This is a genomic window from Streptomyces sp. NPDC019890 (genome assembly GCF_044903445.1).
In the GTDB taxonomy this organism is placed as follows: Bacteria; Actinomycetota; Actinomycetes; order Streptomycetales; family Streptomycetaceae; genus Streptomyces.
In genome coordinates this window covers 156,823-174,540 of record NZ_JBJDQK010000001.1, presented here as the reverse complement: position 1 = coordinate 174,540, position 17,718 = coordinate 156,823, and the positions used below count along the sequence as shown (strand labels likewise).

The 17,718-nt window shown below is 69.1% G+C and carries 9 protein-coding genes; all 9 read left to right on the top strand.

Going from position 1 to position 17,718, the window contains the following annotated elements; genetic code table 11:
- The first annotated feature begins 152 nt into the window (after positions 1-152).
- Positions 153-1,784, top strand: a complete 1,632-nt coding sequence (locus tag ACI2LP_RS00745; protein ID WP_404722368.1) for an RNase H family protein — start codon at positions 153-155, stop codon at positions 1,782-1,784.
- 178 nt (positions 1,785-1,962) lie between these two features.
- The gene (locus ACI2LP_RS00740; protein ID WP_404722367.1) at positions 1,963-3,033 is read left to right on the top strand and encodes a DUF3644 domain-containing protein; all 1,071 of its coding nucleotides are present in this window, start codon (positions 1,963-1,965) and stop codon (positions 3,031-3,033) included.
- Positions 3,034-3,411: 378 nt separating this feature from the next.
- Positions 3,412-5,472, top strand: a complete 2,061-nt coding sequence (locus ACI2LP_RS00735) for a hypothetical protein (RefSeq protein WP_404722366.1) — start codon at positions 3,412-3,414, stop codon at positions 5,470-5,472.
- Positions 5,469-6,461 carry a hypothetical protein gene (locus ACI2LP_RS00730; protein WP_404722365.1) on the top strand — a complete coding sequence of 331 codons (993 nt, stop codon included), beginning with the start codon at positions 5,469-5,471 and terminating at the stop codon, positions 6,459-6,461. Before ACI2LP_RS00735 ends, ACI2LP_RS00730 begins: the two co-directional genes overlap by 4 nt.
- Complete coding sequence (locus ACI2LP_RS00725) at positions 6,458-11,923, top strand: DEAD/DEAH box helicase (protein ID WP_404722364.1); 5,466 nt, start codon at positions 6,458-6,460, stop codon at positions 11,921-11,923. The genes ACI2LP_RS00730 and ACI2LP_RS00725 overlap by 4 nt, the downstream gene beginning before the upstream one ends.
- Positions 11,923-13,665, top strand: coding sequence for a hypothetical protein (locus ACI2LP_RS00720; RefSeq protein ID WP_404722363.1), 1,743 nt, complete (start codon positions 11,923-11,925; stop codon positions 13,663-13,665). The genes ACI2LP_RS00725 and ACI2LP_RS00720 overlap by 1 nt, the downstream gene beginning before the upstream one ends.
- The gene (locus ACI2LP_RS00715; RefSeq protein WP_404722362.1) at positions 13,662-14,582 is read left to right on the top strand and encodes a hypothetical protein; all 921 of its coding nucleotides are present in this window, start codon (positions 13,662-13,664) and stop codon (positions 14,580-14,582) included. The genes ACI2LP_RS00720 and ACI2LP_RS00715 overlap by 4 nt, the downstream gene beginning before the upstream one ends.
- Positions 14,579-16,339 carry an Hsp70 family protein gene (locus ACI2LP_RS00710; RefSeq protein WP_404722361.1) on the top strand — a complete coding sequence of 587 codons (1,761 nt, stop codon included), beginning with the start codon at positions 14,579-14,581 and terminating at the stop codon, positions 16,337-16,339. The genes ACI2LP_RS00715 and ACI2LP_RS00710 overlap by 4 nt, the downstream gene beginning before the upstream one ends.
- A gap of 1,156 nt (positions 16,340-17,495) precedes the next feature.
- Positions 17,496-17,699 (top strand): cold-shock protein, encoded by a 204-nt coding sequence (locus ACI2LP_RS00705; protein ID WP_385427059.1) that lies wholly within the window; start codon positions 17,496-17,498, stop codon positions 17,697-17,699.
- Positions 17,700-17,718: the final 19 nt, after the last annotated feature.

Genomic DNA, 17,718 nt, shown 5'->3' with positions numbered 1-17,718 from the left:
GGTGCTGATTCCTTGACGCTGGGACCTTTTCGGCTGACGCCTCTCCGGTCGCGCCCCATCCGTGGGGCACGACCCACGGCTCCCGCACCCACGCCCTGCTCGCACACCATGTGCGGCCCCGCTCACCACCGCCCGCGCCCTGGAAGGCCATCGTGACGATCACCGAGCACACAGAGCTGATCCCTCGCTTCGCCGACGACTTCACCGCCCTGCAGGAGGCCGTCCTCGCCCGCATGAACGGGATCTGCGCTCCGGAGATCGCCGCGGCCTTGGAACACGCTTCACTCGTCGGTCCCATCACCGTCGCTCTCGCCCACGCCGATGTCCTCGCTCGTGGGGCCGTCCGGCGCGCGGAACTCTCGGCTCAGCCCCCCGAGCGGCTGCGACGGCTGCGAGCACACGCGCGCAAGGTGCGACGGGCCCGGTCGCAGGCGGAGGCCGTGTGCAAGGAGCAGCGTGCCCGCCGCCTCCCCGGCCGCTCCCGGCCGGTGGATATGCTGGAACTGAGGGTGGCGCGCATGGCATCCCCGGCGGCCTTCGCCGAGGCCCTGCGGCAGGAACTCCGCGACAGGGGACTGCCGGACGGCACACCGCAGGCGCCGGAGAGCGACCTCGCCCAGTGGGCCTGGGTCCGGAAAACGGCAGGCGACGAACTGCCGGCACCGGTGCGCGAGCTGCGGGACTGCCACGATGACGCCTTCGTTCAGGCGCTCCTGCGCGATGCCCGGGAGGACGAGAACCCGTACCTTCCGCACGACGCGGTGGTCGAACGGTGGAATCGCCATGCCCGTGTCGCGCTGGCATGGGGCCGCTACGCGATCGGCCAGGCCGAACGGGACGTACTCGCCTGCTCTCTCTCCGTACGACGCACCCGACTTGACGCTCTGGACGACGCCTACCAGGACGCCGCGGTTCTCGCTGCCCGCTCACGCGAAGCGCTGCTCCGGGTCACGGACCTCCACGGCCGGATGCGGGCCTGCGTGACCACGAGGCCTTTCGCGGAGCTCATCGCGCAGTGTCGCGCCGCGGCTCTGGCGCGCTTCGCCGACGCCGAGCCCGAGTTGTGGCACAGCGTGCGTGAGCTGACCGTGACGCACCAGGCGCACTGCCCCGAACAGGCCGACAACTGCCCGCACTGTCACCGCACTCTCGCCGCCGTCCTCGCCGACGCCCATCCCGCCGACGCGGGTGAGGACGGGGACGGCGAACTTCCGACGGCAACGGTTCCGGCCGATGGGGACCGCTACGCCTTGCTCGCCGACCTTCCCGGTACCGCCGTCGTGGCCGTCGCCGACGCCGCCGTCGGTGACGAGTCCGCACTGTGCGGCTACGGCTGGGCTGCCGAAGACGGGACCACCGGATACGGCGACTCCCTGGCCTCGAGCAGTGGCGAGGCCGAAGTCACCGGTATCTGCGCGGCCGCCCTCAGCCTCCTCGAGCACCACGAGGACGCACCCGTAGTCATCCTGTGCGACAGCGTCGAGGCGGTCGAGGCGGTCAACACGGCCCTGCGCTCCGCCGACCCGGCAGCCGCCCACCGCACCCTCCTCTTCCCGGAGAGCCGGCACCTGATGGACCGCCTGGTGCGCCACCGCCACCGCGTCCAGGTCCGCTGGCTGAAAGGCCACATCGGACACGACCTCAACGAAACCGCCGACGCTTTCGCCCGCCTCGCCCTCCGCCGTGCCACTGGCCGCGTCCCTCCTTCCGCCGCACGGAAGGAGGAGGCGCGGCTCCTGCGCTCGCTCGGCTCCGGGGCAGGCCCCCTCTTGGTTGCTGTCTGAGGCCATGGCCCGATGCGGCAGTTGCCGAGCCTCACGGCCTCCTTCGTCTTCGTACGTTCACATCGACACAGGCAGGCGCAGGAGACGCGAGGCAGCCCACATCACGCCGTCTGCGGACAGCCATTCCCCCTGAGAACCGATCTCCCCGTACCCGGACGAAAAGCGAGCGAACATCTTCATGGCCCATCCCCGGTGGCACCACATCCTCATGGAGGCCCAGCGTCATGCCCTCAAGGCGCTCGACGAATGGAACTGCTCCAGCGGCGACTACAGCGACTTCCTCACCCACATGCACAAGGCCTGGCACTACCTGCTCCACGCGGAATTCCACAAGGCCGAGATCGACTACCACTATCTGGACTCCAAGACCGGCCGCCACCAGATGATCGACGGCGAACCGAAGGCCTGGGACCTCGAGAAGTGCCTGAAGGAGCGCTTTCCCAACAGCGGCGACACGGTGCGCCTCAACGCTGAGCTCTTCGTCGCCCTGCGCAACAAGGTGGAACACCGCTACGAGCACAACCTGAGGATCGTCACGGGCGGCAGGGCGCAGGCCTACGTGATCAACTACGAGCAGGAGATGACCGCCCACTTCGGTGCCGGCTACAGACTTGCCGACCGGCTCCGCTTCCCGCTCTCCGTCCAGGTGTTGACCGCAGACGGATATGAGGAGATGCGGAAGGCCGCCAAGGGGCTGCCCAGGAAGACCCGTGACCTGGTGGCCAGGTACGAGGCGGGTATCGATCTGTCCGTCCTCGACGATCCCAGGTACGACTACCGCGTACGGCTGGTTCCCATCACAGGCTCCAAGACGGACGCTGACCTGGCGGTCAACTTCGTCAAGCTCGACGACCTGACCGAGGACGAGCGTCGGATCATGGTCGAGGCAGGGCGCAAGGGAGCCGTTATCACCAGGGACCGCCATGTCGAGGTGGCGGACCTGAACAGGATGCGCCCGACGCAGGTCGCCGCCCGCGTCGAGGAGCAACTTCCCTTCCGGTTCAGCGCATCCAGAGAACACGCGGAGATGTGGAAGCGGCTGGGAATCCGTCCGGTCAAGGGCTCCGACAACCCTTATGGCACCGTGGCCAGGTACTGCTCGTACAACGAAGCCTTCGACCAGTACGTCTACACCCAGGCATGGATAAGGAAGATCCTCAAGGAGATCGGGACGGTCGAGAAGTACCGCGCGTTCTTCGGCAGGGAGCCGCGCATGAAGACGGGGACCACCGCGTCGGAGGCTGCGTAGAGGGCATCAGGTTGATTGATGATCTTCACGTTTCCCTCACGTTACCTGCGCAGGTAGCCTTTGGTTGAAGGTGCACCGATCGATGTGGCCGGGCGATCGCGGTGGATGCTGCCATCGCCGCAAGCGCATCACTCTTAGTCAGGCTCTGGCCGTGCATTTCGGGTGATTGTGCGAGCGCTGCAATGGACGCTTCGCGTGTGGAAGCGGTGAGGGGTGGGGCGCCTCTGTGTGGTGCGTGCCGTGGCAGTAGGGGGCTGCGTCCGCGAGGGCGTTCGGTAGTGACCCGTTGTCAGTGGCGGGTCTAGGGTGAAGCGGAAGACCGTTCCATGCCGGGGATTTGACGAAATTCGGCATCGGGGCATCTCTTGTGGGGACAGAGTGGATCATTCTTATCAGGGGTGGCAGGAAGCGCTGGCCGAAGAGTTCTTCGGACGGCAGCACGCGGGCCATCCGACGCTCTTCTACGTCGACGACGACGTGGAGCAGGAGTTCAGACACGGGTACGGCCTCGAGGAGCCCCTCGCCCAATGCGTGGGCAGGTTCCTGCGGTTGGGGGCCACGGAGCCGTACAGCGCACTGGAGGACTACCGCTGGCGCAGGCGGCAGCAGGACAAGGACGGCGTGCCCGCCTTCCTGCCGCTGCTGGCCTGCTCGGTGATGGCCGCGTCCCGGATGGTGAACGACCGGAACCACCGGGCCACCGCCTACCACGCCCGTTTCTCCGAGCTGCTGACCGGCGACGAGAAGCGACTGGGCAGCCACCACTACGAGCCCATATCCCGCATGTGGCAGGTGCTGGCCTCCTGGCAGCACAGCCAGGAGGGCGCGCGGGGCCTGTGCACCCTTCCCGCCCCCGTCGACCTGCCCTCCAACCGCAGCATGATCGGGTTTGCCCAGTCCCAGGCCCTCCTCAGCGGCGCGGACCGGTCCTTCCTGCCGAAGTTCTTCCGGTCGTTGCGGGAATACGGCACGACCTGGCCCCTGCCGGGGGAGACGCTGCTGGCCCAGATCGAGATCAGAGGTATGGAGCAGCACTTCTCCAAGGGCTTCCGCAATGCCCTGCGGGAGGAGGAGTTCCGCCCCTTCCTCGCCAGGCTGCTCGGCAACTACGCCGCTTCCTGGGACGGTTCGGACGAGCTGGTGCCCACCGGTGTCACCCGGGCCGAACTCCTGGTACGGCTGGACGCGGGGCGTCTCAGCTGGGTGGCGCGCCTGCGGTCCGCGGAGCAGGATACGCGCATCGAGCTCAACGGCGGCGTCGTCCTCGAGCAGCTCGGTGACACCGCCTACTACGAGGTGACGGGGCTGCCCGCGCCGAGCGCGGACACTCTCACCAGGGGCATCCGCCGCGTCGGGGACGACCTGGTGCTCAGCCGCCCCTCCTGCTCCGTCCTGGTGCTCGCACGGGACGACGTGCTCGGCGTCTGGGCAGGCACCGATGGATTCCGCCCGGGAGAGGCACACGTCGTGCTCGCCGCCCCGACCGCGCAGCGGGACGTGCAGCGGCTGCTGGACAAGGCCGCGACCACGGGCAGGAGCGCCGACACCGGCAAGCTGGCCTGGGTGCCGCAGGACTGGTCCCTGCACAAGCCCGTCACCTTCGACGACGCGGTCACCCTGCGCCGGGCGCTGAAGGAGGTATCGGGCGCGGTCGGCCTGCTGCAGCCCCCGGCCCAGTTCAAGCTCCGCCTCGAAGGCGGCCTGAAGCTTGCGCCCTCGCTCGATTCCCAGCTGTACCTGCGGGGAGGCGAGCCCCAGGTGGTCCTCCCGGACGCCACGGAGGGCACGGGCACCCTGCTCGTCGACGGAAAGGAGCGGCCCGAGCTCAGGAAGGCGATCGCCGCGGGCCGCCCCGTCCCCCTGGCCGTTCTCCGGCTGGAGCCTGGTCGTCACACGGTGAGTTACGCGGGCGTGGAGATCGGCTTCGCCACCGCGGACCAGGCCGTCGTCGAGCCGAAGGCGACCAGGGTCTGCGGCTTCACCGTCGTGGACGGGAAGGCCTCCCCGTCGCCCTCTCTCCTCGACCAGCAGACCCTGCCGACCGGCATCACCGGCGCCGACTGCACGGGCGCCACCCCCCAGGACGCGGCGACCGTCATGGAGCTGTGCCGCCGGGACGCGGACGAGGTGCTGTTCGCGGCCGCCGACGGACGGCTGTGGACGTTGGACATTCCGGAGCGACCGGACTGGTGGACCGAACGCCTCCCCGACACCCCAGCTCCGCTCCGCTTCGAAGCCAGCTTCCACGGCATCGGCGGCTGGCTCCTGGAGCGCCGCAGCGGACGCTGGAAGGGCCGCCCGGTGAACCCCGGAACGCCGAAGCCAAAGAGCGCCGGTGACCCGCGGGCCTGGGCCCGCGCCGTCCTCAACGCCCAGCAGGCGTCCGCCGAGCCCTCGTGGGCCGCGTATGTGCAGGCAGCGAAGGAGCTGGACCGATGACGGAACCGATGAGCAGCACCGAGTTCGGCGGGATCCTCCTGCGCTGGCTGAGCGAAAGCCGCAGCGGCAAGGCGTCCGCACTGCGCGACGGTGTCCGCGGCCAGGCCAAGGCATGGGGCCTGGAACTCACGGAGTACGCCGACTGGGACTGGATGCGCAAGGCCGCCGCCCTCGGCTTCATCGACGTGGACCCGCGCGCCGACCGCTGGTCGGTGGCGCCGCCGGTGCTGACCCGGCTGCCCCACGCCGACGGTCTCGCCGTGCTGACCGGCGCGCGCACCGCGCGGATCAGCACGCGCGTCGAGGAGGCGGCACAGGAGTGGATGGAGCTGATCACCGTCCCTCACGGGCCGGAGGCCGGTGAGGCTCCGCTGCCCGACACTCTCCTGTTCCAGTACGAGGACCCGCGGACCCTGCAGGACGCCGCGAAGTTCCTCGGGGTCCGCTACGTGCCCTGCGCCGCACTGCAGTTGGCGGAGCTGCTTCCGCAGGCGGCGCCGGGCCCCGAGTCCGCACCGCCCGGTGGGAGCACCGCCGGCACGCTGGAGAAGTACGAGTTGCGCCTCCAACGGTTCGTCCCTGTGACAAGGGACGACGAGGAGGGCCTGTACCGGTGGCGCGGAGCCGACTACGCACGCCTGACCCGCGTCCGCCGCAACGGCGTCTTCCACGCGGTGGAACGCGAGACGGGCGTCTACCTGGAGCTCGCCCGCCACCGCACCGGCGCGATGCGCTGGCGGCCGGAGTCCGGCGAGGGCCGGGCCGGGGTCGGCCGGCTGTTCGTCGACCGGTACGCGCCCCTGCCCGCCCTGCACGAGCGCGCGGTCGTCCTGTGCAGCGGCTTCCCGCCCTCGGCGGGCAAGCAGGCGCAGACCCGCGCGTACGACAACGTGCCGAGGGCGCTTGCCGAGGCGATCGCGGCCTCGCTGCGGCAGGACCTGGAGACCATGCCGCGACTGGTGGCGGCCACCGGCGGGAGGGTCAAGTGAGCGTGGAACAGCAGACAGCGGCGGTGACGAGCACCGATGTCCAGGACGTCATGGGCACTTTCGACGACCTGCGCAGCGCGCTCTTCCGCTACTACGACACCCCGTTCAGCGTCGATGACCGTTCCGTCATGGAGGAACGGCGCAACCTCCTGGACCGGGACAACGGGGCCTGGCGCGACCCGCTGATCGAGCTGCGCGCGCAGTACGCCTCCCGGGGCGTCGGCATCGCGGAGTCCTTCGCCGAAGCGGGGGCTCACCCCGACGCGGCCGAGTTCGCCCGCTTCACCCTCCCCGACGGCGTGACCAGCCTCTACCGGCATCAGCACGACGCCCTGGTCGCCGCCTGCGCGGGCAAGGACTTCGTGGTCACGGCGGGCACCGGTTCCGGCAAGACGGAGTCCTTTCTGCTGCCGGTCCTCGCCGACCTGGTCGCAGAGTCCGCCCACTGGCAGGGAACCCGTGCGGTGCAGCGCGAATGGTGGCAGCAGGACGGCGACCACGTGCCCAGCCGACAGGGCGAGCACGGGCACCCCGCCGCCCTGCGCGTGCTGGTCCTTTATCCCACCAACGCCCTCGCCGACGACCAGCTTGTCCGGCTCCGGAAGTCGCTGGACAGCCGGGAGGCCCATGCATGGCTGGACCGGAAGCGCAACGGACACCGTTTCTACTTCGGCCGTTACACCGGAGCCACCCCCGTCTCCGGCAGCCGCGACTCCGAGCCGGCGAACTTCCGTCTCCGGCAGTACCTGCGGGAGGTCCAGGAGCGGCAGCGCAAGGCCGACGAGAAGCTCGGTGAGGAACTGCGGCCCTTCGTCCCGCGCCTCGGCGGAGCGGAGATGCACGCTCGCTGGGATATGCAGGCCGCGCCGCCGGACATCATGGTCACCAACTACTCGATGCTGAACATCATGCTGCTCCGCAAGCAGGAGGAGCACATCTTCAGCGCCACCAGGAAGTGGCTGGACGAGACCCCGGACGCCCGCCTCACTCTGATCCTCGACGAGCTCCACATGTACCGCGGCACGGCCGGCACCGAGGTGGCCTACCTGCTGCGCAACCTCCGCCACCGCCTCGGCCTCGACAAGAGCCCCGAGAAGCTGCGCGTACTCGCCGCCTCCGCCTCCCTGGAGGCCGGCCGGGACGACGAGTTCCTCGACGGGTTCTTCGCCCTGCCCGGCTCCCGGCGCGTCGTCATCCCCGGGAAGGCGAAGGAGATCCGCGGCGAGGGCGACCTGGCCCCACACACCGAACGCCTCGCGCAGGCCGCGAAAGCCCCCGTCACCCAGGACGAAGCCGTCGCCCTGGCCCTGGAGACCGGCCTCGGCCCGGCGCTCCAGCGCGCACTCACTCCCGGCGGGAAGCCCCGTGCCCTGCCCGCCCCCGAACTGGCGCAGAACCTCTTCCCGGATGTCCCCGAGGAACAGCGCCAGGACGCCCTCCACGGCGTCCTGCGCGTACTCGGCTCAGCCCAGGACCCCGAACTTCCCCAGCTCCGCGCCCACTTCTTCTTCCGGAACATCGAGGGCATCTGGGCCTGCTCCGACCCGAGCTGCCCCCACATCCCCGTGGAGCACGGCCCCGAACGCCGGGTCGGCCGACTCTTCGCCGAGCCCACCTCCCGCTGCAATTGCGGTGCCCGTGTACTGGAGCTTCTCTCCTGCCAGGCCTGCGGCGACCTGATGCTTGGCGGTTATGCCAGCCCCAAGGACACCCGGCGGCGCAAGTTCACCGGTGCCCTCCACACCGACTTCCCGGACATGGATTTGCTTCCCGACGAGGCCAGCGGGGCACCCACCGCGGCCAATTACGTCGTGTACTGGCCGCGTACAAAGGGCCTCGGCCTCGACGACCCCGGCTGGCACGCGGGCCTGTCCGACGGCGGGCCGCAAGTCGAGTTCGAGTTCCGCCGCAGCGCCTACCAGCCCGCCACCGGCCGCTTGGAGAACCGGGACGTCCAGCACACCGGATGGTCGTTCCACATCTCCGTGCCCCTGGACAAGGAGGGCAAGAAGCCGGCCCATGACCCGGCCCGGCTTCAGGCCTTCCCCACCCGCTGCCCTGCCTGCGGCGACGACTGGGAGATCAAGTACGACAGGGACGGCCGTTTCATACCGCTGGAATCTCCTGACCGGCTGCGCAGCGCGCCGGTCCGGCGGATGCGCACCGGTTTCTACAAGATCAACCAGGTGCTGGTGACCGAAGCCCTCGGCCACCTTCCCGACGGCCGACGCAAGGCGATCGCCTTCTCCGACAGCCGCGACGACGCCTCCGAACTCGCCAGCGGTCTCGCCCTCCGCCACCACCAGGACCTTCTCCGCCTGCTCAGCGCCCAAGCCGTCGAGAAGCAGGGAGATCCGTTCCGAGACCTCCAGCTGGTCAAGGCCCACTACGGCGGGGAAGCCGTCGACCGTGCCGGTGCCCGTGCTGCGATGGAGCGGCTGCGGGACCGCGACCCGGCGGACTGGGGGCGCCTGAAGGCGATCCTCTCCGACGACCTAGACGCGGAACCGGAACTCCTGCCCGACCTGGAGCGGAAGTTCTCCGAACTACCCTCCCTGGACGACCTCGCCTCCGACCTCGAAGGCATGCTGCTGACGTACGGCACCAACCCCGCCGGTCCCGCGGCCTCGCTCCAGCAGACCTCGGCCGGACAGCCCTGGACCGCGCTCTACAACTGGGAGCGGGACCGGGAAGCGGTGGTGGAGACCCAGGCACAGGAGGAACTCCTCAACCGCCTCCGCTCCCGCCTCCGCCTCGAGACCATCGGCAGCCTCTTCTCCGGCGGCGGCCGTGACTTCGAATCGCTCGGACTCGGCTGGCTCTGCCTGCGCGACGACCGCTCGCCCCTCGAGACCGGCCCGGACAGCGATCAGGCCGTGGCGCGTGCCAGCCTGCGGATCCTCGGCCTGATGCGGCGCTTCACCCGGATACGTGCCTCCCTGCAGAGGCCGCCCGCGCCCCTGAAGCGTTTCTGGAAGCAGGTCGCCGAACGCCAGGGCACCGATGTGCAGACGATCGAGGACCGGGTGCTCGGCATCTGGAAGGACGCCGTGGTCGACTACGTCATCAAGCCGGAGAAGGTGGCGCTCCGCCCCGGCGAGAACAAGACCTGGACATGCCGCTCCTGCCACCGGCCGCACCTCCACCCGGGCACGGGGCTGTGCACCAAGTGCTCGACCCCGCTGCCCGACGTGCCCCAGCAGTACAACGGAGTCCTCGAAGACGACTACTACGCGTGGAAGGCCGCCCACCGCACCGGTGACTTCCCCCTGCGCACCGCGGAGCTGACCGGCCAGACAGACCGGCTGGAGGCCCAGCGCCGGCAGAGCCTCTTCCAGGACGTCTTCCTCGGCGACAACGACGTCCCGCAGGCGGACGGCCTGGAACTGCTCTCCGTGACCACGACCATGGAGGCCGGTGTCGACATCGGCCCCCTCAACACCGTGATCATGGCCAACATGCCGCCCACCCGCTTCAACTACCAGCAGCGGGTGGGGCGCGCGGGCCGACGCAACAGCCCGGTCGCCGTGGCCCTCACCGTCTGCCGCGGACGCAGTCACGACGAGCACTACTTCGCCCGCCCGGAAGCCATCACCAACGACCCGACCCCGCCGCCCTACCTGGTCCTCGGCATGGTCTCCGTCTTCCGGCGGGTCCTGCTGGGAGAGGTCCTGCGCCAGGCCTTCGAGCCCCTGCAGCCGCAGGACCGCAGGAAGGGGCCGGACATGACGTCCAACGTCCACGGACAGTTCGGCCTCGCCGCTGACTGGCCGACGCACCGTGGTGCCGTGCGCCGCTGGATCGCCGAGCACGCGGACCGCATCGAAACCGCTGCCGCCGCCTTCCGGGCCGGAACACCGGAGAGCATCGCCGCCATCGATCCGGTGGCCGCCATCGACGAACTCCTCGTCCACGTCGAGGAGGTGGCAGCCCGGACGGTCGGCCACTCCGACCTCAGCCAGCGCCTGGCGGAGGCGGGGCTCCTGCCCATGTTCGGCTTCCCGACCCGCTCCCGCCTCCTCTACCGGAGCATTCCGCGGAAGACCTTCCCCTGGCCGCCGGCCGACTCCGTCAACCGCGACCTGGCCGTTGCCCTCAGCAAGTTCGCACCGGGCAGCGAAACCCCGCAGGACGGCCGTCTGCTCCGCTCCAGGGGAGTGGTCTCCCTCGTCCCGAGCGGTCGCGGAGTACAGGCCGCCGAAGAGCCGTTCGGACCCGAACAGCTGGTCGCCATGTGCCGGATCTGCTCCCACGTGGACCCGCAGGCTGCCGTCGAGCCGGAAACCGGGAGCGCCGGTACCTGCCCCGCCTGCGGCGCGGAGAGCAAGTACTACAGGGCCGTCCCCTTCCGGGAGCCCGCGGGCTTCCGGGCCGCTCACGAAGCACGGGACTACGACGGCTACCGGGAGCTCGGCTCCAACGCCACCAGCGCACGGACCGCCACCGACCTGGAGAAGACCGCCCCGCGCATCCACCGTGCCGCCGACGACTGGATGGTCGTCCACACCGGCAGCGGTGACCGTTACATCGTCAACACCAACTCCGGAAAACTCTTCCGGTTCGCCAAGAACACCGGCCCATGGCGCGGATACATCGCTCTGGACAACCCCAAGGCGGAAGCCGACCTGGAGATCGCCCTCGGCGCCACCCAGCACACCGACATGCTCTTCATCGGAGCCAAGGGCGCCCTCGACACGAACCGGGGCCTCCGCTTCGACATCTCGAGGTCCCAGCAGATCGACGGCTTCCCCGAGGCCTACCACGGCCGGCGCGCCGCCTGGTACTCGCTGGCGGCCCTGCTGCGCCGTGCCGCCGCCCCGCACCTGGACGTGCAGCCGGAGGAACTCCTCAGCGGCATCCACGGCTCGGACGCCCCGGTGGCCGCTCCCGTCATGGCCTACCTGGCGGACAGCCTCGACAACGGCGCGGGCTTCAGCACCTACCTCGGTTCGGAGGAACACATCGACGAGTTCCTCCAGGCGGTCGACCGCTACGTACACGACCTGGAGGCCGACCATCATGCGCACAACTGCCGCAGCTCCTGCTACGCCTGCCTGCGCGACTACTCCAACATGCGCCTCCACCCGCTCTACGACTGGCGGCTCGCCCGCGACCTGACCGACGCCCTGCGCGGCCGGAAACTGCGGATCGACCCGGATGAGCACGCCGTCCTGCTGAAGGGGTGGGCGGACGAGGAGCCCAACGTCAGCCTGAAGGAGACTACTGCCGGACCGGTGGCGCTCTTCATGTCGGACTTCACCGGCGAGCCCGTCGCGGTCGCCGTCAAGCATCCGCTGGAGTCCGCCTCCGAGGAGTGTGGGAACGAACGGCTCCAGGCCCTGCGGCACGAGGTCCGTGCCGCAGGTCTCGCCACCCAGGTGGCCTTCGCCGACTCCTACAGCCTGGACAGGACCCCTGCCGCGGTGATCGAGCAGGTGCATATTTTCGCGGAGGAGCTCTGATGACGGCAGGTACCCCACTGGGAGCGGGTCAGGACGAGCAGGCCCGCCTGGAGGAGCTGCGGCAGCGCGAGATCGCCCGCCGCCTCGCCCTCCGACAGGCCCGCGCCGAGGGCCGGACTGTCGGGGGAGCTCCGCAGGGCGCGGAAGCCGGCGGCGGCCCCACTCCGGTCGTTCCGCCGCAGAAGCAGCCGGAACCGGAACCGGTCATGCCCCAGCCGATCCCCGAAGGATTCACCGACCGGGAGACCTGGGGACGCGCCCGCTCCTTCGCCGAACGCATGCTGCCCGATGCGCTGAAGGCGGCGACCGGGACGCTCTCCGCGCACAAGCTGGCCAGGGCCGCGGCCGATGCGGCGTCCCGGCAGGACGACCCGGTCAAGGGCCTCTCCCTGCTCGTCATGGCACAGGACCACGGGCTGGACGTCTGCAACGGCCAGCTCGACGACCGCGCCCGCGCCCTCCTGGAGGACAAGCCGCTTCCGCTCCTGGGGGATCCGGGCAGCATGTGGCAGATCTACCAGGACGACCGTCGCCTGGTGGAGACCGATTTGACGGCCCCTCAGCAGAGGACGCTCCTGGCGGAGCTTCCCCGGCCGCTTCTCGACGACTACATCGACGAGGAGTGGATCGGCGCGGTCCCCGAGGGCGACGGCACCTCCCGTGCCGCCTACTTCCGCGCCCGCCTGGACCCGGCGTCCCTCACCGACGAGGAGATGGATCTGTTGGCCTGGCCCCTGGAACGGGAGCGCCGGGAAGCCGGCCCGGGAACGGAACCCGGCCGTGACTGGCCGCAGGACTGGCGCCTGCTGGTGAGGCTGCAGGCCAACGACGCCAAGGCCGTCGCCGAGGAGTGGACCGACCTCCTGCCGCCGACGCAGAAGCTCCTCGACGCGCTGCGTGAGGTGCGGCGGACCGGAGAGGTCCCGGACGACCTCGTCGCCGACGAGCGGCTGTGGCTCCTTTTGGAGCGGATCCACCCCAGCGTGCGCAGCGCGAGCAACAAGAGGTTCAACGGCTGGATCGGCGTGCGGACCGTGATCAGGGCCGTGCGGCAGATGCATCGTGCCCTCCTCCACGGGGACGACGAGACGGCGGAACAGCGGAGGAGAGCTGCGCTCAGCATGGTCGCGAGGCTCCGGCACCACTCGCAGCCGGTGCGCTGGGAGGCCCAAAACGTCCATGCCTACCTGCGCGCCGGCCAGGAGATCACGGAGTGCCTCAAACTCCTGGAGAAGGACGCCGAAGGCCGTCCCCCGGTGCGGGAGCAGCTTGGCGAAGGCGCCGTGGCCACGCTGCGGAAGAATCGGAGCTTCCTGGACGCCCGGCCCCGCGGAGAACGCGACCAGCCGCTCAACCCTTATCTGGTGCTCGGTGTGCCCGACGGGGCGGACGACTGGAAGAAGGCGTGGCGGGCCCTGAGGAAGGAGCTCGATGACAGCGGCCGCATCCGGATCAACCGCGCCAAGGACATGATCGAGAAGGCCGAGCGGGAGCAGCAGGAAGTACCCCGGTTCGCCGTCCCGCTCGCCCCACACCGCTGGAAAGAACCCACCGGCACGAGCCACCGGCTGGAACTGCCGTCCGAACCTCTGCAGAGGCTCACCGCGCCGCCCACGGACAGCGACCGCGCGTGGTCCCGCACCGAGGCGGCCCGAGAAATAATCACCAGGGCGACAGAACGCCTTTCCCCGGCTGCCGAAGACCTCGCAGCCCTTGAAGACCCAGAGAGCAGCACATCGTGAACAACGGAGCCGGCAAAGGCGACAGTGGTTCTGGCCCTCGTGACGGATCCCAGCAGAACCGGGGACGTGGGCCGAACAACGGAAGCGTGCGGAATCGTGGTGAGCGCAGGGCGGCCGAGGCTGCTCCCTGGCGATTCACCGAAAGCCCCCTGCCCGAGTTCACCCCGGGGACCCTGGACGCCGCCGCGATCCTGAAGTCGGTCAACGAGACGCTCCTGCCCGTGGTGGAGAAGGAGTTGGAGGCGGCGACGGAGAAACTGGGCGCAGCTCTGGCCGACAAGGAGCTCGAGGCCGAACTGGTCTCCGCCCTCCGGGCTGAGCTGATGCGCCGAGTGCTTCCCCAGTTCACCGAAGCGGTACGCAAGGGTGTGCTGGAGAGTATCCGCACACGCCAGATGCACTTGGCCCAGCTGGCTGTCCTGCACCGGCAGGCGCTGGACGCGAAGACCTTGAAGGTAGTGCTGACCCGCCTCGACCACGAGGCGGCGAAGGCCGGCCTGCAGATCGTCGGCGACATTGGTGATCAGTCGCTGTTCAACGTCGTGGAGGATCAGCCCGGTGTGACGAAGAGAGGCCCGGTCACCTTTGAAGTCGTCGCTCCGGCCTACGTCGACAAGGAGTCCGGGAAGCTCGTCGAACGCGGTTGGCTGCGGGCCGTCGCCAAGGGACCGTTCCCGAAGTCGTCGCCCGAGCCCAGCAAAATGAAACCGGGGCAGAAACGCAGGGCGAAGCATGCAGAAGCCGATAAGAAGCAGCCGGAGAAGGAGGCTCCCACACAGCAGGAGAGGAAGAAGCCCCACCGGGGTCAGGAACCCGAAAAGCAGCAGCACAGAGGCAACGAGCGGCGAAACGGCGGGGCACGTCCCCGTTCTGGAGGAAACGGGGACCGCCGGATGAAGCAAAGGGGAACGCGATGACTTTCGGTATCGACTTCGGCACCAGCAACTCCGTGGTGGCCCACTGGAACGGGCACACCACCGAAGTGCTGCCGGTCGACAGCGACAACGTGCCCGCGCAGTGGCGGATGTCGGAGTTCGAGCAGCTCTTCCCCTCCGTGGTGTCCGTCCGCGACATCCAGCGCACCCTCTGCTTCGGCTGGGAGGCGAAGACCGGCACCAGCGAGCCGCTCGACGCCGTGAAGCGCATGCTGGGCACCCGCTCCGGTGCCGAGAAGGACGGCGACATCGACGGCCTCGAGGTCGCAGCACAGCTCGAGGAGCACCATGCCTGGGTCGGCTCGGAGAAGTTTCACAGCACGGTCGCGGCCGCCGCCCTTTTCAGCCGCATGAAGGACGGTGTCGCCGCCCAGTTGCTCGACCTATCCGACGCGGTCGTCACCGTCCCCGCCAAGGCGACGGGCGGCGCCCGCTACCGAACCCGTGCCGCGGCAGCGCTCGGCGGAGTGAAGGTCCGGGCCCTGCTCAACGAGCCGACCGCGGCTGCGATCTCGTACGTTCGCGACGTCCCGATCCCCGGTCGCTTCCTCGTCTTCGACTGGGGTGGCGGCACCATCGACGTCACTGTCCTCGAATACGACGACGGACTCTTCGAGGAGCAGACCTCCCGCGGTATCACCGCCCTCGGAGGCCTGGAGTTCGACAACGCGCTGGCCCAGCTGATCCAGCAGAAGATCGGCCTGACGGCGGACCGGCTCACCAAGGCCGAACGACGCCGGTGGCGCAGGTCGGTCGAGCTGACGAAGATCGCCCTGTCCTCCGTGCCGATGGACGGCGCGCTCTTCTTCGACCTCCCGGTCGGCCTCGCCCCCTCGGTCTCGAAGCGTGAGGTCAGGATCACCGCAGCCGAGTACACCGAGGCGATCACCCCGCTCATCACCCGCGCCCTGGAGGCGGTCCAGCAGGCCCTGGAAGACCTGGCCATTGCCCCGGACGACATCGACTCCGTCCTGATGATCGGCGGCACCTCACAGATCCCTCAGGTGCGTCACGCGCTGGGCGAGCTCCTCGGCCACGACCGCATCGTCGACAGCGGCCTGTGCCGGCCCATGACTGCCGTCGCCCGAGGCGCGGCCATCTACGCGGCCTCCCTCGACGGCGAACTCGGCGACGACAGCGACTTCTCCCTCGTGACCAGCTACGACCTGGGCACAGCCGTGAGCGCGGGCGAACAGAAGGGCTTCCGCGCCATCATCCGACGCAACGCCACGCTGCCCGCGGAGGGTTCGGCCAACTTCTACCCGGACACGCCGCGCGCTTCCTTCGTGCGGGTGCCGGTGATCGAGGGTGAGGTCGGCTACCCGGCCGACAGCGACCGTGCCTTCCCCCTGGCCACCATCGAGGTGCATCTCCCTACCCGGGAACAGGACATCCGCCGGAACAAGATCGAGATCAAGTTCAGCTACAACGAGAGCGGCATCCTGCGCTTCACCGCCACCCACGCGGCGACCGGCAAGCAGCTCGCCGAGCGCGAGATCGACTCCTTCGGCCCCGACGGCACTCCACTGCAGCACGGCCTGGACGGTGAACTGACCCGCCTCTTGGCCCACACCGTCCGCCCGTTCGCCGACGGCTCCTCCAACGTCCGACACCTCTCGGCAGCTGAATCAGCCAACGCCCGCCCCGCACCGATCGACATGTCTGTGCGCGTGGTGGAGGCCGATCCGGCCGTAACGGTCAACGGCGAGCCGCAGGGCGTGGTGACGGGGGGACTTTGACCAGCCTCTGGACTCTTGTGGGTAATCTCCTGGTGCGCCAGTAGCTCGCTCCACCCGTACCGCTTCAGAATGGCTTCACAGCCTGTGAGCTGCGGCTTTGCCGGACGATTAGCTGGCTCGGTGGTACTCATTGATCAGTCCGACGACGGCTTGCCGGTGTTCGATCCGGGCGTAGGTGCATCCCATCAATAAAATGCATGTGCATTCACTTGGGGAGTGATCTTGCGACTCGCGGGAACCTCAACATCAATTGCCTCTGTTGTGCCTGGTCAAGGGAACTCGTGAACGACCCACTGACCATATCTCCAGCTTGTGCGGGTCGAGGCGAGCCTCGACCCGCACAAGCTGTTTTCCGGGGTCGTACGTCAGCTTGAGCCCGAGGTTCTGGTAGACCTCGGCTGTGCCATGCGTTCGGCCAGGACGTCCCGGATGGGGCCCCAGCGTTCTGAGCATGGCGTGGCTCTAGGTGCGGCACGTGCTGCGGCATGAGTGGAACTACTCAATCCGTCACGGGGACTTCCGCGAATCCGCGCGTCTGCTGCCTTGCCTCAGCCATGGTGGCGAGGTGTCAGGGATCCCCGAGCGGACCCAGTTCGCACTGCTCGCCGACTGCGGCGATCGTCTACGTGCTGGTGTACGGGCTGCACCTCATTGTCGGGCTCCCCGTCGGTAACACCCAGGACAGCGAGGGACTGAAGCGGCAGGATGTCTCGCCGGAACCGGCCCTTGCACAACCCCCACAGCACCCCGGACAACCCAACGGAAAGCTCAGCAGCACGGACCGCGCCGCGCCGGTCGCGGGCCTTGGCCCGATGACCGGACCGCTGGGCAAGACGGAGGCGGCCGGTTTACCGCGTGATCGTGACGCTCGCGGATCGACAGCTCTGTGCCGCAGGTAGCCTGCTTCGCTTCCTGACGCTGCGTCGTAGGTGGACCGCGTCAGCTCTCTGAGCCCTGGCGTCCTGAAAGGCGTCTGACTGATCGTTGCTCTCTGGTGTCGTGCAGTCTCGCCGTGTAGCGTCTCTGGCAGATGTCGTGGTTCGCAGTACCCGCCCGCGCTCCGGCGTGGGCGTTTTGCTGTGCAGTGCCTGAGGACCAGGGCGATCACCTCCGGGTCCGCGCGGTGCGGATCCGACATCGACTGAGAGGCACCAATATGGCCAGCGGCACCGTCAAGTGGTTCAACTCGGAAAAGGGCTTCGGCTTCATCGCGCAGGACGGCGGCGGCCCCGACGTCTTCGCCCACTACTCCAACATCAACTCCACTGGCTTCCGTGAGCTCCAGGAAGGCCAGGCCGTCACCTTCGACATCACGCAGGGCCAGAAGGGCCCGCAGGCGGAGAACATCACCCCTGCCTGATCGCCTGGGCACTGGGCAT